Source organism: Ignavibacteriota bacterium (assembly GCA_016713565.1).
GTDB lineage: Bacteria > Bacteroidota > Ignavibacteria > Ignavibacteriales > Melioribacteraceae.
In genome coordinates this window covers 146,905-170,289 of record JADJOX010000001.1, presented here as the reverse complement: position 1 = coordinate 170,289, position 23,385 = coordinate 146,905, and the positions used below count along the sequence as shown (strand labels likewise).

Below are 23,385 nucleotides of genomic sequence, written 5' to 3'. Positions count from 1 at the left end.
CGAAAAAAAATTTAAGTTATTTGTTCTTTAGAAATTTCATCTACAATTGACTTGTTATTCTTTAAGAACAAGTAAAATATTCCACCAATTAAAGCATCTAAAATACTTTTAAATCTTATTAACAATGCTGTTGAAATTGACAATGCTGTTGAAATACCAAAAAGCGGTAGTGTAAAAACATAACCAAATTCCATTAATCCAATTCCGCCAATCGAAAATGGAATATTCATTATAAACAATATTACGGGTACGGCAATCAAACTTGTAATAAAGCTCAACTCATCATTAAAAGCTTTTGCAGAAATCCAAACGTTAACAACCGCCAATAACTGAAATATCAATGAATTTATTAAAGCCCAAACCATAGCTTTCTTATCTGATTTAAATTCAATAATCATCTGGCGTATTTTTTGAATTTTATTAAAAATTTTACCAACAATCTTTATTTTTCTGCCAATAATATTATAAAAGAAATCAAAAACCGATTGGGAAAAAATTATCCAAACAATTATACCTAAAAATATGGAACCTGACAATAATGCAATTGATAACCACAATTGATTAAAAACATTAATATTAATAATAACCGCAATAACAGCCATAATCATCAATACTATCAATCCTGAAAATCTTTCAACAATAACTGAAGCCGCAGCTGTATGTTTTTTACCAGTATATTGTCCTAATTGATAAATTCTAACAACATCTCCGCCAAGACTAGTTGGTAAAATTAAATTAAAAAATTTTCCAATGCTATAAAACGCATAAATACGCCATAATTTTACAAAAACACCTCGTGAATTTAAAAGCATATTCCATTTTATTGCACTTGACAGATTTAGAAAAAAAGCCAATAAAATTGAAAAAATTAAATAACCTACCCTAACATTTGATAATAGTCCCAGAAATTTTTCCTGTCCATCAGCATCAAAAAGGCCTGATTTATAAAATGCATAAATAGCTAATGCAACAGTAAAAGTTATTTTAATAAAATTAGATAAGAATTTATTTTTCAAGTTTAAATAAAATTAAGATTATTAAGCCACTTAAATAAAGACAATTATTTTAATTTATCGATAAATTTTTCACCAACATGATTAACAAACTTCTCCATTCTACTATAGTCCGATGAAAAATCTTGTTTTTTTCTATCTCTATTCCAAGCAAATACTTTCATTGCAAAGCCTGTTTGGAAAAATTTAACCCCTAAAAATCTTAGTTTTTTACTTTTTCTTGAAAAATAAAGTAAAATAATTTTAACTGATGCAACTAGGTAAGATGATTTTTTGAATTTTTTGAAAGGTCTTGAATATTCGGGCGAAGGAATATTAAATGCATTTCGTAAATTAATATTCTTTGGAACAAAATTTCTTTTATAAATTGCATTTTTTTCAAAATTCATCATATAAGTTTTAAGTGGAAGATCAACAACTTTTATATAACCATCATTAACAGCATTATCAATCATTTCATCACCAATTTCTGTTCTTGTTAAAATGGTTGTCCAGCCTTCTTTATATAAATAATTACCGTCTTTTCCTCTTAGCCAGGGATCACCAACTGATATGTCCGCATATTCAGCGGAAAAATCAATACATAAATTACATCTTCCCGCAGTGTAAAAAAGTTTTAAGCTGTTTATTGCATCTTTTATTTCCTCAAATTTAAATGGCCTTACAACCTCACCGCTTCTTAGTGTCAATTCAATATAACCAGGCCATTCTCCGGCTCTAAATTCTGCGTTGATTATATCTGATTTTTTATAACCGCTTAGTTCAATTAAATCATCTAATAAATATGGTTCGTATGCCACATTGCAATATAAACCTATAATAAATTTTAATCGCTCTCTTAGCTTTTTACTTACTTTTTGATATTTTTTGATAGCATGAATATGGCAAGGCAAAGCAACAATTGCATAATTACCCTCAACATTTTCAATTTCTCTTATTTGTTCAAGATGCGGAATTAATAAATATTTTGATCGTGCTGCTTTTCTTAAATCTTCTTTTGTCCTGGCAATCATAGGTTTTAGATGATAACCATTTTCATCCACACCACTGCTTAAAACCAAAGCACCATCAATAATTTTTTTATCCAGCATGTAAGTAAGTAATTGTGTAACTATTCCACCGCTTGCTCCTTTTTCTCTAATATCTTCGTTAACAGAATAACCTACCATTGATTTTCTTACAATTCCTGTTATTGATTCAGGATGAGGTCTCATTCCAAACATTTCATCATCCCAAGTATTGAAATCAACGACTTTACCGGGACATACCTTAATACATCTAACGCAATTTGAAATACAATCTTCTTCTTTTGTAATATATGGAAATGCTTGATCATCAAACTTAATTATGTTTGCAGGACAAGCCGGATCACATGCACCGCATCTGACACAGAGATCTTTATCTACAATTTCCGTAACAATGTGTATATTCCTACTAATACTAATTATGTCATTATCTAAATTAAGGATGAAATCTAACTTATTTTCATTATCTATAATTCTCCATTTATAACTTTCACTTTCTGTTATAACGTAACTTTTATTTGATAAAGAAATTTTATTCTTTTTAAAAATATTTATAATGTTACTTAAATTATTTTTATTTAAGTCATTTGCATAATCTGATTTTAAATTAAATATATTGTTCATTATCTGATCTTTCAATCGTTTACTGATTATTTACGGTTTTTTACAACTTTAGCTGGAATGCCAAAAGCAATTGAATATGGCGGTATATCTTTATTCACATATGAACATGCCCCTATAATTGAGCCTTTACCAATTTTTACACCATCAGAAACAATACAATTTGCACCAAGCCAAACATCATCTTCTACTGTAACACCGCCTTTGCTCTCAAAGCCTTGATGCGCTATGGGGATATCAGTTCTGTCAGTCTTGTGATTTCCACCGCCTAAATAACAATTAGCAGCGATAAAAACATATTCGCCAATTGTTACTTTTCCTTCTGTTGTCGCGATCCTACAATTTGTGCCAATACTGGAGTTAGAATTAATAATTATACATCCGTTTCTTACATTCAATTCTGATTTTCTTCCAATAAAAACATTATCATTCAATTGAATATTTGATTCGTCGCCTCTTATACTTAGCAAAGCTAAATCGTCAACAATTACACCTTTGCCTAAACTAATTTTTCCCGGCTGCCGTAAAGAAACACCAATACCTATAGTTGAACCACGCCCAATTTTGTTAAATAAAATTTTATAAAATTTTTGTCTAAGGAACAAACCCGGAAGTGAAGGTAAATTCATCAAAAAGAAAGTAATAATTTCATACTTAATTAAATTGGATAATTTTCTATTACCAATTATTAAATCCTGATATTTTTTCAGAGGTGAAATATTATTTTTACTAAATTCATGAAAAGTTAATGAATCATTATTTTCATTTTTTTCGTAATTAATATTTACATGTTCCATAAATATTATTCTGTTTATTTATTAGTAATAAATGAGTTGTACCACAATTCCATATTCAATAATCCCCAAATTCTCATTTGATGATCAACAATTCCTTTTTGATGTTCATCTTTAATTTTATTAACATAATTTCTATTAAAATAACCATCTGATATTAATTTTGAAGAAGAAAAAACATCATTTATCATTTCTTTCAAATCATTTTTAAGCCAACGATTGAGAGGAAATCCAAAACCTTGTTTCTCACGTGTTAACAAAACAGGAGGTAAATATTTTTTTGAATATTCACGTAAAATTGCTTTTAACTTTCCGTTTGAAACTTTCCATTCCGGAGGTAATGTTGCGGCAAATTCTACCAATTTATGATCCAAGTATGGTGACCTTCCTTCCAAACTATGTGCCATTGTCATTCTATCAAGAATTTGAAGAGTATAATCAGGTAGCCTGCTCATTAAGTCAGTGTACATCATTGCATCCAAATAATTATTGGTTACATCGTCATTAAAATAATTGCCAATATATTTTGATGGATGATCTCCATTTAGTTTGGATTGTAAATCTGAAGAATACAATTCATTTTTGTTTTTATCTAAAAATCTAAAAAAAGACATACTTTCAAAATATCTTCTATCATCATCAAATGATGACATATGATTTAGCCAACGCAGCTTTTGTGATAAACTTTTTTTTGAAAAATCTTCGGGGAAAATTTTAATTAAAGTCTCTAAACTTGTTTTTCTAATTATCTCTGGAATATTATGTAAGTAACTCACAAATTTATTACCATGATATCTGTCGTATCCACCAAAAAGTTCATCACCTCCATCTCCGCCAAGAGCAACGGTAACATGCTGGCGTGTTACTTGTGATATATTATAAACGCTAATTGCGAATGGATCCGTTGGTTCATCCATCATATCAATTACTTTAGGTAAAATATCAAGAATTACCGGTTTGATTAAAAATTCTCTGTGAGTTGTATTATATTTTTCCGCAACAGCCTTTGCATATGGAAGTTCATTATAATCATCATCAACAACACCAATTGAAAAGGTATTGGGCTTGCTTTCAGATTTCAAACTAATTAAACTGGCAATAAGACTTGAATCAATTCCACCGCTTAAAAATGCCCCCAAGGGAACATCGCTCATTAATCTCATTTTAACAACTTCAGCCATCATATTATCAAGTTCTTCTATGGCTTGTTGTTTTGTACCTTTATATTTTTCGATATAAGAAGGTTTCCAATATTGCTTTATTTCTAACTTTCCGTCTTTCACTAATAAAAAATGTCCGGCAGGAAGTTTTTTAATTTCGTTAAACATTGTGTTCGGTGCGGGTATAAATCTTAATGACAAATAACAATCCATAGCCTCAAAATTTATACTTCTTTCAATATTTTTTTCTTGCAATATTGTTTTAACTTCAGAGCCGAAAAGAAATTTCTGATTATCAAAATGATAGAATAAAGGTTTCTCGCCTAATCTATCCCTAGCAATAAAAAGTTGTTTTTTATTATTATCCCAAATTGCAAATGCAAACATTCCTCTTAAATGATCGACACAATTTACTCCAAATTCTTCATATAAATGGATTATGGTTTCGGAATCTGTTTTTGTTTTATAAATATGGCCTTTATTTAGTAGAATTTCTCTAAGTTCCTGATGATTATAAATTTCGCCATTGAAAACCAACCAAACAGTTCCATCTTCATTTGTCATTGGTTGATGACCAAGACTTAAATCAATTATACTTAATCTTCTAAAACCAAGTCCGACATTTTTGTTTAGATATTTTCCTTCGTCATCAGGTCCGCGATGGACTATCGAATCCATCATATCATTGATGATCGGCTCTTCAACTGATCTGTTAAAATCATGGTAAATTTTACCACAAATTCCGCACATATTTTTCCTATATCGATTTAATAAATTATTTCTTAAGACCTAATAATTCACCTACTAAATTAACTACATCTTTGGCTTTATTTTGTTCTCTCCTAACTAATGGTATCATTTTCTCTTTTGTATCAAGACGTTTGCTCCAACCATCTTTAATAATTTTCATTAAATTTTCATAATTCATGTCTTCAAAGTTTATTATCCAATCACCTTGCCCAATTGTTTTTACATATCCGCCGGATTTTGGATAAGCATTAATCGTTATCATTGGCGTTAATGCTGCAGAAGAAAGAATTAAAGAATGAGTTCTCATTCCAATGTGCAATCCGCATTTGCTTAACAAACTTGTAATTTCTTGATATGTATATTTTGCATTTGCAATAATTGTAATCTTATTTCTGTTTTTAACTTTTGCTAATACCTCGTTTACAATTGTTATATCCATTACTTGAGTAACTGTAAACATAATATCTAACTTCATTTCTTCTATTATTGAATCAAGTGTTTTTGCAATTAGTTCGACGAATTTTTCTCTTCCAAATTCTTCACCTCCATGCATTATTTTTTGCCATGAATCTATGTACGCGTTTATATTAAAACTCAATGTTCCATTTGGATTCTTAAATAATCCCTCTTTTTGAGCTATTTCATTAATTTTGCGCTCATCGATATTCTTTGTATTTATTGCGCAATCAGCACCATCAATTATCTTTGTATATTTCAGCTTATTATTGTCAAGCATATCTTTTGATTGCTGATCGCGAACACTTAAATATGGACTAGCATCTAAAATTTTCTGCATTGCGGCTCTACCGCGATCCGTTGTGATTGGACCTAAACTTGCATTATATGGAAGTATAGGAATATTTTTCTTTTTAGCAGCCGGAGCGAATAAGGCTATTGTAGATAAATAATTGAAAAGTGGATTAAAATATTTTCTATCAAATAATATATTATCTGTTATTAAAACTAGATCCGTATCAATCATTGATTTATAAGTTGGATAACCAAATATTTTGAATGCCATATTCCATGGTTTTAATCCCATTGCCTCAATATTATGATGACCAAAATGTTTATTTACAAAATCAACACTCCACGTTGGAATTAAAAATTTAATGTCGGAATATTTTTCAGTAATATCATCTAGCAAATTACCCAATATTGCATTATCGCCAGCATTTCTTCCGGAAAAATTTCCTAAAACCGTAATTCTTTTCATTATTTATTTTGCTCCTTTTATTTCAAAAAACTTTAAATCAACTTTTTTTCTTTGTACCAAATTGCTGTTCTTGATAATCCTTCTTCTAAAGTAACTTTAGGATTGTAATTCAATATTGTGCGCGCTTTTGTAATATCGAAAGCTCTATCTTTAACAAAAAAATCTATTCTTCTTCTAAATATAGGAGGTGAAATTCCAAATGGTTTACAGACAAACTCACACAAAGCACCGGCAACCCAAACCGGAAATACCGGTATTTTTATTTTTGAAATGGGTTTGTTAAGAATCTTTGCTATTTTTTCTACTAACTCATTTAAAGTTAAATATCCATTTCCGCCTATTGTAAATATTTCGTTATTTGCTTTATCGCTTTCTCCGGCTAATCTAAATCCTTCAACCAAATCCTCAACAAATGTAAGATGATATAATACATTTCCGCTTCCTATCATTTTAAATTTGCCATTGCTTATTGTCTTAAAAAGCTTAAGAAATCTTGTATCGCCGGGGCCATAAATGCCAACAGGACGAACAACTGTACCGGCTAATCCTTCTTCCTTAAAAAATTTCAAAGCTAACTTTTCTCCATCCAATTTTGATTCTTGATAATAATCACCGGGATTATCCGGATGTGTTTCTTTTGCCGGAGGATTCTTTATATCACCTTGAACACCGACTGTACTGCAATGAACGAACTTTTTTACTCCGGCTTTTTTTGCCGCAACTAATAGTTTTCTTGTCCCTTCAACGTTTACATCCCAAAAATATTTTTGGGGAACTCCTTCAGTTCTATATGCTGCTCCAATATGATAAACAACATCAATGTCTTTCATCAAATTATCGTCAATTTCATCTTCTGCTAAATCAATATAAGCCAATTCAATATCCAAATCCTTCAACAACTCGGTGTTGCTTGTCTTTCTAATTGTTCCTTTTACATTGTAGCCATTTTTTAACAAATTTTTTATCATGTATGAACTTGTAAATCCATTTGCTCCGGTGACTAAAGCTTTCATTAATCCAAAACTCCTATTTTTTCAGAAATTGTAAAACCTCTTTTTGAATAATATCTTTCTAAATCCTCAATTTCTTTTATCGTCTTAATTTTATCCCATCCGATTATATCACAAATTTTATCAGCATACTTTAAAGAATTGATGGGATTATCTCCTAATGTTGTTCTGCGCAAAAGTAAATCTTGCAAATGAACAACAGATTCGTTTTGAGCTTTTGATTTAATAATTTCTTTTAATTCTTTGTTCTCTAAATTCCAATTCCATTCAAAAATTCCGTATTCCACATTTGTTTTGGCTTGGAATTTAATATTTTTTCTTTTGCCAATACTTTTATTTTCGAAAATTTTATTCAAAACTTTTTCGGCAACAAGTCGTGAAGTAGTTAATTTAACTCCCGATAAACTGTATAAACCTTGAGGTCCGCCATGTTCGAAATGATTAATTATTATTTCTCTAACTGCAATTTCATTTGTTCCTTGTTTTTTAGCAGGAAGCAACCCAGAATATATTTGCAAAATTTTATCTTTTGTTAAATTCAAATTAGGTATTGATAAATTCAAATCATCAATAAAACTATTTATTGAATCTTCATTTGGAATTGGATTTTCCTCTATTCCATCCCATGCTTGATGTGTGGTTCCTGCAAAAAGTTTCCCTTTCCATGGACGTAAAAAATAAGCTTTTGCATTATCTTTTGGCGGTGTAATTGCAAGCGCATGCTCGGACAACGAATCAACATCAAATAAAATATTCCATGCGATTGAATACATAAATAACCTTTCAAAATCCTTGTGGAATGTTTTTGCCAATTCTCTGCTCCATGGACCAGTAGAATTTATAACTATTTGGGAATTAAATTCAATTTCAGTATTTGATTCTTTATCAAGAGCAATAACACCTTTAACTTTGTTATCAGCTTGAACAATATTTTTTACTTCAATATAGTTTAAAGCAGTAGAACCATTATTTATAGATGCTTTAAGAATTTCCAAAATTACCAATTGAGAATCATCTATGGCTCCGTCGTTCCAAACTGCGCCGCCTTTTAATTCATTTGTATCTACCATTGGGAAAATTTCTTTTACTTTCTTTGTTGAAATTACCTTCCCATTTAGTAGACTATTTTTTTCTTCAACTTCACTATTTCGTGACATTGATAAAATATCATTTAGATTTAATGCTGCCCACATTATTGAATTTCTTTGTAATCCTTTATTATACAAAGGCATTAAGCAAGAAATTGGTTTAGTCAAATTCGGAAAATTTTTAAGAAACCATTTTCTTTCACCAACTGATTCTTTAAATCTATGCAAATCCAAAGATTGCAGATATCTTAATCCACCATGAACTATACGTAAACTATTAAAACTTGTAGCCGAACCAAAATCATTTTTTTCAAGTAATAGTGTTTTCAATCCTCTGCAAGTTGATTCATAGGCAAGCATAACACCATAAAAACCTCCGCCAATTATGATCATGTCATAATTATTTTTTCTTGCGGAATTAATATCTCTAATTATTTTAGTCATTTTTAATTTATTATAATTATTTAGAATCCAACCATCTTTTTTTCCAATCATGAAAAACAATTAGCGACCATAAAATATGACTGTGATTGGCAACTCCCAAATTATGTTCGCTTTTTAAATTATTAATCATTTCAAAATTAAATATTCCATCTTCTTTAATTTTGTTTTCATCTAGCAAGTTATCCATTAAAGGTTTAAACTCTTTATTCAACCAATTTTTTATTGGTATCGAAAATCCTTCTTTAGGTCTATAAATACATTCTTTCGGAACATGTTGAGCGGCAACTTTTTTAAGAATTATTTTTGTTTCTGATGAATTAGTTTTAAATTTTTCAGGAATCTGAAATGCTAAATCAACCACATCAGGATCTAAATATGGAACTCTAGCTTCTAGAGAAACCGCCATCGACATTCTATCAACTTTTGTTAAAATATTATCAACCAAATAGCTTTTAACATCAACGTATAAACTTCTGTTAAGTTCTCCTCTATCACCTGCTTTACTAAATAATTTTAGAATATGATCTGCCGAATTTTTATTAATTTCTTTCAAAGAACCTTTTGTAAACAGACTTTGTTTTACAACATCGCCGATAAACATGCGCCATCTAGTATGTGAAAGTTCGTTTTCAAATTGCAGACCTTCAATAAATCTTTTCGATTTATTTATCAAACCTTTTTTCTTAATTGTTGGATTAAATGAATTAATAACCGGTTCAATTAAACCTTTTCGCAAAAAAGAAGGAATTTTTTCAAATTGATTTGCCTTATGATTTGCAAGATAAGTTTCATATCCGCCAAATAATTCATCACCTCCGTCGCCGCTTAAACTTACGGTAACATGTTTTCTTGCAAGTCTGGAAACTAAATATGTAGGGAAAATTGAGAAATCGCCAATCGGATCATCCATAAATTGCATTAAATGATTGAACAAATCCAAAACATCTGGTTTAATAATTTCATCTTTATGATCAACACCAAGATGATCCGCGACTTTTCGAGCCCAATTTAATTCGTTATATGTCGGATCATCAAACCCAATACTAAAAGTTTGAGCACTTCCCATAGAAGCTACAATTAAAGACGAATCAACCCCTCCGGATAGAAAAGCTCCAAGCGGTACATCGCTTATCATCTGCATTTTAGTTGATTTTTTAATTTGCCAATCTATTTTCTCAATCCACTCGGCTTCACTAATATTTTGAATATTGCTGTGAAACGGAACATCCCAATATTCTTTAGGATTACATTTAGGATTTGAAATATCTATTTCTAAATATTTTCCTGGTTCTAATTTTTTTATGGATTTAATTAAAGTTGATTCACCGGGAATATATTCCCAAGAAAGAAATTCTCCAAGTGAATTCATATCAAGTTCTTTTTCTACTAATTTGCTTTCCAAAATGGCTTTAATTTCAGAGCCAAAAATAATACGTTTATTATTGAACGCATAGTAAACCGGCTTAATTCCAATATGATCGCGAACAAGAAAAAATTTATTTTTATTTATATCATGCATTGCGATGGCAAACATTCCATTTAAATGCTTTGGAAAATCTATCCCCCATTCTTCATAGCCATGAACAATTACTTCTGTATCGGAATTAGTCTTGAATATATGACCTTTACTTGTTAATTCATTTTTTAATTCGGGGAAATTATATATTTCTCCGTTGAAAACTGTCCATATAGATTTATTTTCATTATATATTGGCTGACTTCCACCGCTCAAATCAATAATCGATAATCTTCTCATACCCAATGCTGCGTTGCCGTGAATTGCCAATCCGGCTTCGTCAGGTCCGCGATGGTACAAAGTATCAACCATAGATTTCAACAATTCATTAGAAATTGCTGGGATCGATTGAAAAGTAACTACACCGGCAATTCCGCACATTACAAACTCTCCAATAATTTTTTAAGTTTAGAGGTATATACTTTTCTCGAATATTCTTTCTCATACAATTTTAATGCATTTTCCGCTTTTTGTTTTGATAAATTCTTATCATCTATTGCGAGTAAAATACCCTCAGCCATATTTTGCGGATTGGGTTCTACTAAAAATGAAACATCATCTGTTAAAACTTGTGTATGTGAATATATCTTCGTTGCAACCAGGGGTTTTTTCGAAGCTAATTGCTCGTATATTTTAAGTGGTGTATTTGTTCCGTCACTTCTTGGTGAAAGTAAAATATCTGCCTTTGCGGAAAATTCTTTTGCATACTTTTGCGCTACTCTACCTGTAAATTTAATATAATTGCTTACTCCATTTTCATTTGCCAATTTTCTAAATTCATTTACTTGATCTTGTGTTCCGCCTGCAATAATTAGCTTTACCTTTTTATTTGCTGCAATAACATTTTTCATTGATTGTACTAGAATATCAATTCCTTGATATTTTTCAAGTGTTCCTGCATATACCAAAAGTTGTTCATCGTTTTTTACAAAATCTTCAACTTTAAAATCCAGTTCAGATTCAACTGACTTTTGCTGATTATAATTTTTTTGTTTCACCGGCTCAAATATTGAATTTTCAATAAGGAAGTGTTTTTCTTTTCTTGTGATGATTGTATTTACATAATCTCTTAAATCAGGACAAATTGTTATTACAGCGTCAGCACTGTGCAGACATTTGTCTTCCAAAGTTTTAAAAGTATTGATTAGAAATTTAGATGTTGTAAATTGAAAATTAGTTAATTGTTGTGGTAAACTTGAATGCATATCATAAATTAGTTTATACCTAAAAATAGGTTTAAAGAACCAAGCAAAGAATACTGCTTCTTCATGAGCATGAACAACATCATATTTATTTATAGTTAATAGCCAAATCATTTTTAATATAATAAATATATCCAGAAATAATTTTAATGGAGATGGTCCCAATTTTACATTACCCAATATTTTAAATCTAGGGATCCTTATAATATTAACATTGGGAATATCAACATCCTGACCTTCACCATAAGTAAGAAAATCCATTTTAACACCTAATTCTGAACTTATTAAAGTTCTGTAATAAACAGAAAATGGTGTTCCTCTTGGCGAAAAAAAAGGCTGAGGTGCAATAACTAAAGTTTTCATTTATTTTCTATTTCGTTTAACAATTTGCATTGAAATTTGGTTTTTTATAAAATTATAAACACCTTCTAATTTACCAAATGTTTTAAATTGAGTTTTAGAATCAGTTATTTTTTTATAAATACTATCGAATGGTTTTTCAATATCTATATTATCATTGATAATAAATCCAAAACTACCTGGTTTCTTAACTTCATGAATAAACGGAAGCGGATCACTTCCCGGAATATTTAACACACCTTTTCTCAAAGCAATACTAAAAATATTTGGTTGTCTCCAAAAAAAAGGACGATTTCCATTGTCACCCAAATATAAAGGAAATGTATTATTTTGCAACACTAATTTTTCAACAATTTGCTTTCTATTTCCAAACCATTTTCCAACTCCCCAAGGAATTACAGAAATTGAACCTTTCTCATTAACATATTTGAGAATTTTATCTATTTTTTCACCATCATTTGGATCATCTATTAAACCTAAAGCTAAAACCTCAAGCTTTTCCTTTGTTACAATTTGCCTTCCGGCTATTAAAATAATTTTAAAATTATTTTTATCAATTAAGATTATTGAGTTTTGATTTTTAGATTCTGTAATTTCCCAATCACCTATTTTTTTCTTTCGTTTTGAAAAAGAGGATATCTTTGCAAATTGATTTACATTATGTGATTCAGTTAAGCATAGCACGGATAAAAAATCTGCTATGTTATTTTGTTTAGCTTTTTCAATAAAATTAGCTTTTGCAGAATTAAAAAATGAGCCCAAATTATAACATTCATGTATATGAATGTGCGCATCGATAATTATTGATTGCATATAAAATTCTTTTGTGAAAGGATATGATAAGTTTAGACAAGTAATTAAAGAAATGTCGGATTGTGGTTAAAAAATCCGACATTTCTGAAAATTTTTAGAGTTTAGTCCATTCTGTTTCTTTTGATTCTTTAACTCTTTCATAATATTTATTTTTGTTATACTTATGATATGATCGGTAACCTGACTTATAATCAAAATTATTTAATACAACGCCAATAAATGAATCTTGACCATTTTTTGTTAATAATTCATGGGATTCAATTAACCAATCAACTTGAGTTTTATTTGCAAAAACAATTAAAATAGACATATCAACTATATGTGATAGAATTTCTGCATCTGTTATCGTCATAATAGGCGGTGAATCAAGTAAAACAATGTCAAATTCTTTTTTCAATTTTTCAACAAACTCTTTCATTTGTGCTGATCCAAGTATTTCCGAAGGATTTGTTGGAATTGTTCCTGAAGCTATATAAAATAAATTTTCAACATCTGTTTTTCTTAAAATATCCGCAAACGAAACTTGTCCGAATAAATAATTAGTAAATCCAGGTGAACTGATTCCATTAAAAACAGAATGAATTCTTGGAATTCTTAAGTCGCAATCAAGGATTATAACTTTTTTCCCGGATTGGGCAAAACTTGCAGCCAAGTTAACAACTGAAGTTGTTTTTCCTTCTTGGGGAGCCGATGAAGTTACAAGAATAGACTTAGAGCCTTTGTCTAATTTTGAAAACTGAATTCTAGTTCTTAAAGCACGATATGATTCAGCTGCTGCAACTTCACTATTATCCTTGATTATTATTTCCGCATTTTTTACCGAAGTATCAATTTTTTTAACATATTTAGAAATTGTAGCTAAAACCGAGATACCTTCATTTTTTACATCTTCCGGCGTTTTAATGGCAGTATCAAAAATATTTCTAATATACACAAAACCAAATGAAATTAAAATACCAGCCAAAAGCCCAATTAAAACAATTTTAATTCTATTTGGAGAATCTGGCAAATCCGGAACAGTCGCAGCACTTAAAATAAGAACATTACCCGGAATAGATTGTTCATTTAATAAAGCTTCTTGGTATTTATCTTCTAATACTAAATATAATTTTTCTAAAGACTGCCTTTCTCTTTCTAACCTAGCAATTTCTAACGTTTTTTGAGGTAACGCTCTAAATTTTGTATCATATTCATTAACTACATCATTAATTTTATAATTTTCAGCTTGTTTTGCCCTAAGTTCAACCTCTGTTTTAAAGATTTCTTTTGTTAATTGCCTCATGTCTTCAGGGCTTGATGAATATATTTGTGATTGATACTGTTCAATTTTAACATTTAATTCTTTTTTAAGTTTCAAAATCCTCTGATCTAATTCTTTTACTATTTCAGTGTTTGCAGATTTTTGCCCGCTGCCTGTAATCGCAATTGCTCGCTGCGTTTCAATTCTAGAAATTTCTTCCTGAAGCATTTTGATTGCAGGTTCATCAGATTTGGAAACTAGATAATCATATGTTGTAGGATCTTTTTTAGCTAATTCACTTTTTAATTCTTCAAGAGTCTTTTGCAACATAGAAATTTCAATTTTGCCAACATTTTTCTCAGATTCAAATTTTGTTAAAGTTTGTATTAAATTGCTTGCTTGTCCGTCTAACTCAATACTTCCGCCTTGCAATTGATAAATTTTAATATTTTCTTCTGCTTGCATTAATTCTTGATGCTTTAGTTCCTTTTGGGATTGTAAGAACTCTTTTACTTTTGTAAGTTGTTCTCTATTCTCAGCAAGATTAAATTGTCTATACACATCAGCATATGAATTTGCCATTAAAGCGGCCTCATAAGGTGAAGGAGATTCAGCTGAAATCTCCATAAAATCTAATCCATTTTTTTGAATAATTTCAACATTTTGCAATAGTACATTTGCCGCAGATTTAGCCGAGCGTAATTTGTTTTTCTTGCTCTCAAAAAAACCATCATCTCTCAACATTAAATCCAAATCATTTACTTTATTAAATGTTTTAACCGAGTCAAGAATAACTTGTGCAACTTTTTCGCGGATGGTAATGTTTGTTATTGTTTCAATTTCATTCGCAATAAATAATTCATTATTCCCTGAACCAAAATCTTTAGTAAAAGAATCTAAGATACTCCCCTTGGGTTTGGAAATTTTTATTGTTGTTGTTGCTTTATAGACATCTTCTGCAAAAATGGAATATATAACAGATGAAATAAGAAATACTAAGGTAATTATAAGAATTAAAGCTATGTTATTTTTTACCAAAGAAAAATAATCATGAGCAGTATTGCCTTTTGCATTATTATTTTTTTTTATGTTTGCTGAATTCTCCACTTGTCTGCCTTTTTTACTTAATTTTAATAATTTTTGCGAATTTTTCGTTTATTAATTTAAATACATAATCGCAATTAGAAGAAAAATATTTAAAGAAGTATGATCAAAATCATACATATAAGAAAATTTTGGATATTATTTTTTATCGGAATATAATAGTGTAAAGTAAGTATTTATTAACTCATTATCGAAATATTTCCAAAGGTATTGATCTTCAATAATTTTATTACCTTTTTCCCCAATTCTCTTGAATATTCCGGATTATCCAATAAGTAAATTACTTTATTAACAAAATCTTCCTTGTTTTTTGCATAAATACCGGCATCTTTTGCAATTCTTTTTGTTTCATCCAAATCAAAACTAACAAATGCTTTTTCTGCCTTCATATATTCAAAAACTTTAACAAGAGTTAAAAATTCGTTAAGATTGTTTGGCATATCAGGTGCAATACATATATCCGCAACATAAAGATACTCCATTACAGAATTTTGCGAAACATTTCCCTTAAACTCTATAAATTCCGAAAGGTTTCTTTTTTTAGCTATTCTTTCCATTTCGTTTCTGATATCACCATCACCTAATAAAACAAATTTTATATCTTTTTTATTGAAATTAATTACAATACTTTCCGCCAATTCAATAATAAAATCAATATTATCAGTTATTGCCATCAACCCGACGTAAAGTACTACTTTCTTGTTTTTATACTCATTTATCAGTTCTGAATTCTCTTTAGCTTTAAATTCATCCAAAGGACCATTATAAATAATAGAACATTTTTTATTTTGTATATTCCATTTTTCATTTAATCTATTTTTGAATGATTCATTCACCACAATTATAGCGTTAGAGCTTCTAACCATTAATTTTTCATTTAGATAAAGTAATTTTAAAATGAACTTATTTTTAAACTTCATTTTATAAAGCTCAGGGGGCTAAATCATGCTGGTCATAAATTGATTTTACTCCAAATATCTTGATAAAATATGAAAGCGGCCAAAAGAAATCGGGCGGATTTGCAAAGTGTACAATTTTTTTTTTTTAAATAAAACCAAATATGTCACATATAAAAATATTTTGATTAAAGAAGTCATGTATTCAAAAATAAAACCGAAAAAACTACCCTTTGATTGATTATCTTTATATCGATAAACGTTGATTCCATTTAAAACTTCAAACGAACTGTTATCTCTTTTTGATCTAGGACTAACAACAAAAACATTAAAACCACCACTTTTTAGTGAGTTTGCTTCTTTAAAAACTCGGCTATCAAACGGATAAGAATTGTTTTGAACTACTAATGCGATATTAATTTTTTTATTATACATTAAGATTTTTTTGAATTTTTAATTTTTAAAATATTTATAAAATGTAAATCTACAAAAATTGATGTTTTTAAATGAATTTAACTTAATAAATTTTTATAAATTTTGACTAAATCTTTAGTTTTAATTTTAACATCTAATAATCTTGAATAATTCGAAGCATTTTTTCCAAGTTTTTTTCTTAGATTATTATCATTTATTAATAAAAGTATTTTTTCTGCTAATTCAATAAAATCATTTTCGTTAATTAATAGTCCATTTTCACCATTTTTTATAACTTCAGGAATGCCAGCATGAAAAGTACTAATTGTTGGCAGACCACTTGACATTGCTTCAACAAGAGTACCAGGAATTCCTCTTTGTCATTTTGTCTTTTGCCGTTATTTTTTACAACCATACTAGGAAGAATAAAAATATCAGCATTTTTATATTCATTTAGTAAATGAGTGCTAAAATGCTGAATATGTCCAAGAATTTCAACATAACTCGATAAATTATTTTCAGAAATAAATTCTTGAATTTTACTTCTAAGTGGTCCATCACCTATTATTTTTAAATTTAAATTAACTTCTTTATTTCCTTTAATTATTTTATTTACTGCCCTGAGTAAAACTAACGGTCCTTTTTTATCAGTAAGCCTTCCGCAAAATAATAATGTCATTTTCTCTTTCTGTGGATATTCTCTGTCGGGGGAAAAAAACCTTTGTGTATTTATTCCATGATAATGAATAATAATTTTATTTTCAGGTATGCCAAGTTTTAACATATCTTTTTTCATATCTTCAGACATTGCAAGAAATATATCAACAAAATTAAATAATTTCTTTAAGTATAACTTTCCAACCCCATAATATTTTGAGGGTAAGTTGGTTATATCCCAACCATAACCTGAAACTACAATCGGTATCTGGGCTTCTTTTATAACATCTAAATAATATCTTGCATCCACTAAAAAATGAAAATGTAATAATTTTATATTGTTAAGTTTTATATAATTTAAAATTGCTTTTTTCGCATTATTGGATAATTTTCTAAAAAACTTATAATATAAATCGTCTATTTTTTGTTGTCGAGTTGAAAGTAATTCATTGACTTTTAAAATTGATATATTTTCAATATTTAAATCATCTTTAAAATTTTTACATAATACGAAAACTTTATATTCATTTTCTTCATTAACAAATTTTATTTGATTATATACAAATGTTTCTGATGGCTGTAAAAATGTACGTATTAAATGTGCGATATTAATTTTTTCTGATTTCATTTTGTTTTAACTTCAGCTTCGGTATATTTTAGCCAGATTATTTATATGTAAATCAATAGAAAAATTACTTTTTGCCCATTCTTTTGAATCAAATGACAAATTCTGCCTTAATTCTTCAGAATCTAATATTTGCGACAAATTATTATATAAATCATCTTCGTCTTTTGATTTAAAAATTTTTGCAAATTCTCCATTTTTCGAAATTTCTAACATTGGAGGGATATCGTTTATAACTGCTGGAATTCCACAAAACATTGCTTCAACAACAGCTATTCCAAATGTGTCATGGTTAGATGAATAAACGAAAATATCCAAACTTTTTAAAATATTACCAATATCACTTCTTTTTCCAAGAAAAAATGTTTTATCAAGTATTCCTTTTTCTTTACAAAACTCATAGCATTTTTTATAAGAACTTGCGGGTCCGTTATTCCATCCGCCAACAAACACAAAATTTACATTATTGTATTTTTCATATATTTTAGGTAATACTTTACAAATGGTAAACTGATCCCTTCCGGAATTATTAAAATTCCCAATCATTCCTAACAGTAAAGAATTTTTAGGAAGGATCAATTCATTTTTTAAATTTCCATCCGCTTTTTCTAATTTGCTACCGTCAATTCCATTGTATACTACATGAAAATTATTTTTTGTATTAAAACTTTCTTCTTCTTTTAATCTTTTTAGATAACTATTACTTACGGCAATATTTGCAAAAACATTTTTTATGAGAAATTTCATAACAAGTTTATCTTTAATGGGATAAACCGAACCGTGATGACTAATTATATTTTTAACATTCAATCCACGCGTTGCCAGATATGCATATAGTCCTTCTAATGCTTGATGAGAGTGAATAACGTTTATATTTTTCTCAATTATTATTTTCCTTAGTTCTTTAATTACTTTTAAATCAATCGGTTTATTGCGTTTAATCTTTATTACTTCAATACCATTTTCAATAAAATCATTAACCAAATCACCTTCATTAAATGTAACCACAAAAAAGTTCAAACCTTTTGTTTTCCCGTTTTTGCAGACATCAAGTAATAGTACTTCTATACCTCCTCGAAATAATGTATCTCTAAGTTGAATAATATTCATCATGGATTAAAGTTTGATCTCATTTCGTGAATTAATTTTTGAGACCAAAGCAGCAAATAAATTATCCCAACTGTAATTTTCCAAAATTGAATCCGGTACATTATTTATTTTGCTAGTCAACGTTAGTGTTTTATCTATTTCATTTAGATATTGCTCATAATTATCGGCGAAAATAATATAGTCAGCAACTTTTTCTTTTCTAAGAGAATACATGTTTGTCGATATTATCAATTTTTTCATTGCTAAATATTCAAAAACTTTTACTGGACTTACAGAATCATTTACTTCATGTACTTTAAATGGGTTCAGACAAAGATCAAATGAATTGATATATTTTGGAATTTCCGATTTTTCTTTTGGTCCAAGCAAGTGAACATTATTATACCTTTTTATCGAATCAATTGGAAAATTGCTTTCTGTATGTCCGACAAATACAAAATTATAGTTTGGTCTCTTTGAAATGATAAATTCCAGTAATTGCTCATCTATAAATCTAAATAATGTTCCTATAAATCCTATTATCGGCCCGTTTAATTGTAAGATTTCGGATGGAATTTCAAAGTTATTAGATTTATTTATTTTAATATTATGTCCATTCGGTATTACAATTATTTCCGAGCTGCACAAATTTTGATATTTTTCTTTTATTTTCAGTGCTGATACTATTGAAATATTACTGTTTGAATATGCCAGTTTTAAATATTTCAACAAAGTTTTATATTCTTTAACATTACCTGCTAAAATTGAATAATACGGTCTATCATCAGCAAGATCAAAAATTTTATAACAATTTATTTTTTCAAGATACGAACTAAATTGAATTTCATTGAACCAAATAATAAATTCGTTTATACCCTTTTTATCTAAAAATCTTTTTATATCGTTAAAAAGTTTTTTGTTGTAATATTTTCTTAAAAAAAAATTTTGGGGAAAAGGAAATAAAGCTGAAGGAGTTATTATAAATAAATTATTGTTTACTTCTTTAATTTTTGTTTTAAAATAATCATTTGAATCATGTTTTTCTTTCTAATCATAGATACGCTTGATTCAATATAAAAAATCTTATGGCCATTTTGACTTAGTCGTAAAGCAAATTGTTGCTTTCTAAACCAAGCTCCTTCAAACCACTTATGCCCGCCAAAAAAAATTATATTCATTATAAACCAAATTTATTTTGATATATTTTTACAGATGATATTACTCCGGCTAAATAAAATAATATTGGTACATTTATACCGTTCACTGCAGTAATAAAATCAACTGATTTAATGATCAACATCATAAATGCAAATACAGAAATTGATGTCAATGTTTGGTTAGTATCGAAAAAGTATTTGATTTTTGAAAATGATAATATTATTGCGCCAAATTCAAACAAAATAAAATACGTAATTCCCCCTATTCCAAAAATAGCTAGCAAACTGAAATAAGAACCATGACCTCCTGCAAATAATAAATCTCTTGCAAATTCTTCGGCATTTCTAACAGAAGAAAAAATGAATCCCGAATAAACATTTATACCTTTTCCAAAAATTGGATTTTCCAAAAATGTTTCTATGTAAAATTTCCAAGCTAAACCTCTAAAAGCGTCTTGACCCATAAAATTTCCGGCATCAAGAGTTGTCAGTCTGCCTGTTTGACCTTGAAGAACACTTTCAGGTAAAAATATTGCAGCAGCGATTACAAAAAGTGCACCAACTCCAATTAAATAAATAAAATTTCGCGGAAAAAAGAAAAATGAGACAATAAATATAGAAACAAATGTCCCTATTAATACTGTTCTTCCACCACTTAAAAAAAGAAAAAAAAGCAATGATAATAGCGCAAAGTAGTTAATTTTTTTATCTGAGACATAAATCGCAAAAAGAGAAGGAATTCCTATAATTACTACTTCCGATAATCCGCCAAGTCTATATGCGGTTCCACCATATTGGATTTTCCTGTATTTTCCATATTCGCCGCCATAATCAAATGCACCAGATAAAAAAGGAATATTAAAATCGAGAAAATGTGCAATTATTCTCAAGAAACCTAAAAATAATGCAATATATAGAAGTGTTTTAAAGAATTTTTGAAAATCAATTTGTTCAAAGTATTGAACAATAAAAATACTAACGGAAAAGTATAAAATTATATTATTAATAATAGTGAAATATATCCTTGTTTTTCCAGTATTTGCCATATTAGTATAGTACGTTGTGAAAACTTCATTTTGGAAATAGCTAATTGCAGCCCAAATTATTAAAATGAGAATTGAAAAAATAAAAATTTGAAGTCCATTGAAATTTAATCTTTTTTCTTTTGATCTAGCTTTATTTATTATTATAAATTCATTGATTAAAAGTAAAAACACTAATATTGGCATCCATTCAATAAATTGGAAATTAGGAATTGATCTAAAATTTCCGAAACTGAATGGCAATAAAGCAGCTAATGATAAAACTGTAAATTGATAAAATCTATTTAAACTTAAAAAAACTACAGCACCTATCGGCACCAAAAGAGTTGTAATCATATTTATAATTTTATTTCTGTTACTAAATTATTTTTTGCTTCAATTAATAAATTTTTGGCTTTTTCTTTCTTTCCGTAATGTGGAGAGTACTGATATTCTTCTAATTTTATTTTGTTACTATTTGATATAGAAAAAGAAATATTGTTTGTATCCAAATAAATAGAAGAATTTTTCAATATTTCTATGTTTTTAATGTGTGATGCTAAATTAATTCTTGAAAAGAACTTACCATTATATGTATCATTTATTTTTAAAATATTATCGGAAAGCTCAAATTTTCTAAATCTTGGATTTATATCATTTATAAAATTTATTTTAAATTCTATTATATTATTCTCGAAATTTATTACTTCATATTTATAGTACTTCTTTAAATTCCAAAATCCGTTTTCACTCAAATCCAATTTTTCATCTAATTCATTATATAGGGTATTATGATAATAATAACTGCGGAATTTATTTCTTTCAATTTTGTCTTGTGAATAACAAAAAGAACCGGGGTCTACAATTATTTGCATTCCATCAATAGAAAGCGTAAAACTACCAACATCAAGATGATTATGCCCCCCTTTACCATTTTGTCCAATTGGAATAAGAGATACGCATAAATCGAAATGCTTGTTCTTTAAAAAATAAAATCCTCCTTTTTCAAAACTGAAGGAACTCCCTATTTTTCGTGGAACAATTTTTTTTTCAAATAAATTTATTTTTTCGATTTTGGGGAGGTAATTATAAATAATTTTATCTCGTTTATTACTAACAGAACTAAATTGATGATCAAAAATATGTTCGCCCAAATTTAATAAATATGCGTGGTCATCTTCATTTTCGTAAGGATCATTATTCTCAGAATTAAAAATCAATAATCTTCCACTATCGTTATCACCAATCTGTGGCGCAAAACCATTAATATTTAAATAGGCTGAGACAAATTCAAACATATTAAATAGCTTACAATAATATTGATCGGAAAATTTTATTCCATTTGAATGCGCAACTATTGTTGAATAAGAAAATAATTCTAAAACTAGACGATGATAAGGAATTGAACCTTCAAAATCTACCCCATCATCATATATTTGAGTTTCAATACATTTTTCAAGTCCATTTATTGAATTTTCTATCCATTTTTCTGCATCAACTGTATTTTTTAAGAAAGTCAAACTGATAAAAAGTAGTCCGGTATAAGCAGCAGTAGTATGATTTGTTGTTAAGCCATTTTTTTCAATTAACGGGAAAGAATTAATATATTCGGCATGTTCTATTAGCGACTTGGAAATTTTTGAATATTTATTTTTATCAAAATTATTTATCAAATTTAAGGCAACTATCCAATTAACGGCTCTAATAGCAACATCCATAGTGGAAAGCCAATTTACCCCTTGTAAAAATGGATTTTTATCTATCCAATCTTCTATTTGTTTAACAATAATATTGTAATAAAATTCATTTCTCGTAATTAAATATTTTTGAGCCAGATTAACTCCAAAATAAAACCTTGATTGTTCCCAAGGATAAACTAGTTCTATTCCTTTATCAAACCATTGTACCGGATTTATTTTATCAAATCTTTTAATTGGATAAGTAAAATTTGAAAAATTATCTTGATGCCAATTTATATTCTCTTCCAAATTAATTTTCTTGCCAAAAATTGAATATTCAGTTAAACCCAAAAATTTTAGATCCCTATTATTACTTGATGTGAGATTCCAAATTCTAGTTAATTTAGTTTCTTTAGCCTTGAATTTCTCAAGATTATTAATCAAAATTTTCTTTTGATTTTTCTAAGTCTTGCGAAATAATTATCTAATA

Annotated in this window: 19 protein-coding genes; all 19 read right to left on the bottom strand. The window is 28.4% G+C overall.

The window, feature by feature from the left end; genetic code table 11:
• Window positions 1-11: 11 nt before the first annotated feature.
• Window positions 12-1,016 (bottom strand): flippase-like domain-containing protein, encoded by a 1,005-nt coding sequence (locus tag IPK06_00805; protein ID MBK7978556.1) that lies wholly within the window; start codon window positions 1,014-1,016, stop codon window positions 12-14.
• 44 nt (window positions 1,017-1,060) lie between these two features.
• Window positions 1,061-2,662 (bottom strand): Coenzyme F420 hydrogenase/dehydrogenase, beta subunit C-terminal domain, encoded by a 1,602-nt coding sequence (locus IPK06_00800; protein ID MBK7978555.1) that lies wholly within the window; start codon window positions 2,660-2,662, stop codon window positions 1,061-1,063.
• Window positions 2,663-2,688: 26 nt separating this feature from the next.
• Window positions 2,689-3,288 (bottom strand): acyltransferase, encoded by a 600-nt coding sequence (locus tag IPK06_00795; GenBank protein ID MBK7978554.1) that lies wholly within the window; start codon window positions 3,286-3,288, stop codon window positions 2,689-2,691.
• Window positions 3,289-3,470: 182 nt separating this feature from the next.
• A complete protein-coding gene (gene asnB / locus IPK06_00790) occupies window positions 3,471-5,363 on the bottom strand; it encodes an asparagine synthase (glutamine-hydrolyzing) (protein MBK7978553.1) in 1,893 nt (630 codons plus the stop codon).
• Between the two features lie 25 nt (window positions 5,364-5,388).
• A complete protein-coding gene (locus IPK06_00785; GenBank protein ID MBK7978552.1) occupies window positions 5,389-6,579 on the bottom strand; it encodes a polysaccharide pyruvyl transferase family protein in 1,191 nt (396 codons plus the stop codon).
• A gap of 32 nt (window positions 6,580-6,611) precedes the next feature.
• Window positions 6,612-7,592, bottom strand: a complete 981-nt coding sequence (locus IPK06_00780) for an NAD(P)-dependent oxidoreductase (protein MBK7978551.1) — start codon at window positions 7,590-7,592, stop codon at window positions 6,612-6,614.
• Window positions 7,592-9,121 (bottom strand): FAD-dependent oxidoreductase, encoded by a 1,530-nt coding sequence (locus IPK06_00775; GenBank protein ID MBK7978550.1) that lies wholly within the window; start codon window positions 9,119-9,121, stop codon window positions 7,592-7,594. Before IPK06_00775 ends, IPK06_00780 begins: the two co-directional genes overlap by 1 nt.
• Window positions 9,122-9,137: 16 nt before the next feature.
• Window positions 9,138-11,018, bottom strand: a complete 1,881-nt coding sequence (gene asnB, locus IPK06_00770; protein MBK7978549.1) for an asparagine synthase (glutamine-hydrolyzing) — start codon at window positions 11,016-11,018, stop codon at window positions 9,138-9,140.
• Entirely contained in the window at window positions 11,018-12,202 is a 1,185-nt protein-coding gene (locus tag IPK06_00765) for a glycosyltransferase family 4 protein (GenBank protein MBK7978548.1), read from the bottom strand. The genes asnB (IPK06_00770) and IPK06_00765 overlap by 1 nt, the downstream gene beginning before the upstream one ends.
• Window positions 12,203-13,012: a hypothetical protein gene (locus IPK06_00760; protein ID MBK7978547.1), complete on the bottom strand. Its 810-nt coding sequence runs from the start codon at window positions 13,010-13,012 to the stop codon at window positions 12,203-12,205. It abuts the gene before it with no gap.
• 94 nt (window positions 13,013-13,106) lie between these two features.
• Window positions 13,107-15,359 (bottom strand): polysaccharide biosynthesis tyrosine autokinase, encoded by a 2,253-nt coding sequence (locus tag IPK06_00755; protein ID MBK7978546.1) that lies wholly within the window; start codon window positions 15,357-15,359, stop codon window positions 13,107-13,109.
• 176 nt (window positions 15,360-15,535) lie between these two features.
• On the bottom strand, window positions 15,536-16,276 hold the full coding sequence (locus IPK06_00750) for a glycosyltransferase (protein MBK7978545.1): 741 nt from the start codon (window positions 16,274-16,276) through the stop codon (window positions 15,536-15,538).
• 45 nt (window positions 16,277-16,321) lie between these two features.
• Window positions 16,322-16,687 carry a hypothetical protein gene (locus tag IPK06_00745; protein MBK7978544.1) on the bottom strand — a complete coding sequence of 122 codons (366 nt, stop codon included), beginning with the start codon at window positions 16,685-16,687 and terminating at the stop codon, window positions 16,322-16,324.
• A 77-nt stretch (window positions 16,688-16,764) separates the two neighbouring features.
• Window positions 16,765-17,013, bottom strand: coding sequence for a glycosyltransferase (locus IPK06_00740; protein MBK7978543.1), 249 nt, complete (start codon window positions 17,011-17,013; stop codon window positions 16,765-16,767).
• Complete coding sequence (locus IPK06_00735; GenBank protein ID MBK7978542.1) at window positions 16,956-17,951, bottom strand: glycosyltransferase family 4 protein; 996 nt, start codon at window positions 17,949-17,951, stop codon at window positions 16,956-16,958. The genes IPK06_00740 and IPK06_00735 overlap by 58 nt, the downstream gene beginning before the upstream one ends.
• Window positions 17,952-17,963: 12 nt before the next feature.
• Window positions 17,964-19,058, bottom strand: coding sequence for a glycosyltransferase family 4 protein (locus IPK06_00730; GenBank protein ID MBK7978541.1), 1,095 nt, complete (start codon window positions 19,056-19,058; stop codon window positions 17,964-17,966).
• A gap of 6 nt (window positions 19,059-19,064) precedes the next feature.
• Complete coding sequence (locus tag IPK06_00725) at window positions 19,065-19,769, bottom strand: glycosyltransferase (GenBank protein ID MBK7978540.1); 705 nt, start codon at window positions 19,767-19,769, stop codon at window positions 19,065-19,067.
• A 445-nt stretch (window positions 19,770-20,214) separates the two neighbouring features.
• The gene (locus IPK06_00720) at window positions 20,215-21,573 is read right to left on the bottom strand and encodes an O-antigen ligase family protein (protein MBK7978539.1); all 1,359 of its coding nucleotides are present in this window, start codon (window positions 21,571-21,573) and stop codon (window positions 20,215-20,217) included.
• Between the two features lie 2 nt (window positions 21,574-21,575).
• Window positions 21,576-23,339, bottom strand: a complete 1,764-nt coding sequence (locus IPK06_00715; GenBank protein ID MBK7978538.1) for a heparinase II/III family protein — start codon at window positions 23,337-23,339, stop codon at window positions 21,576-21,578.
• Window positions 23,340-23,385: the final 46 nt, after the last annotated feature.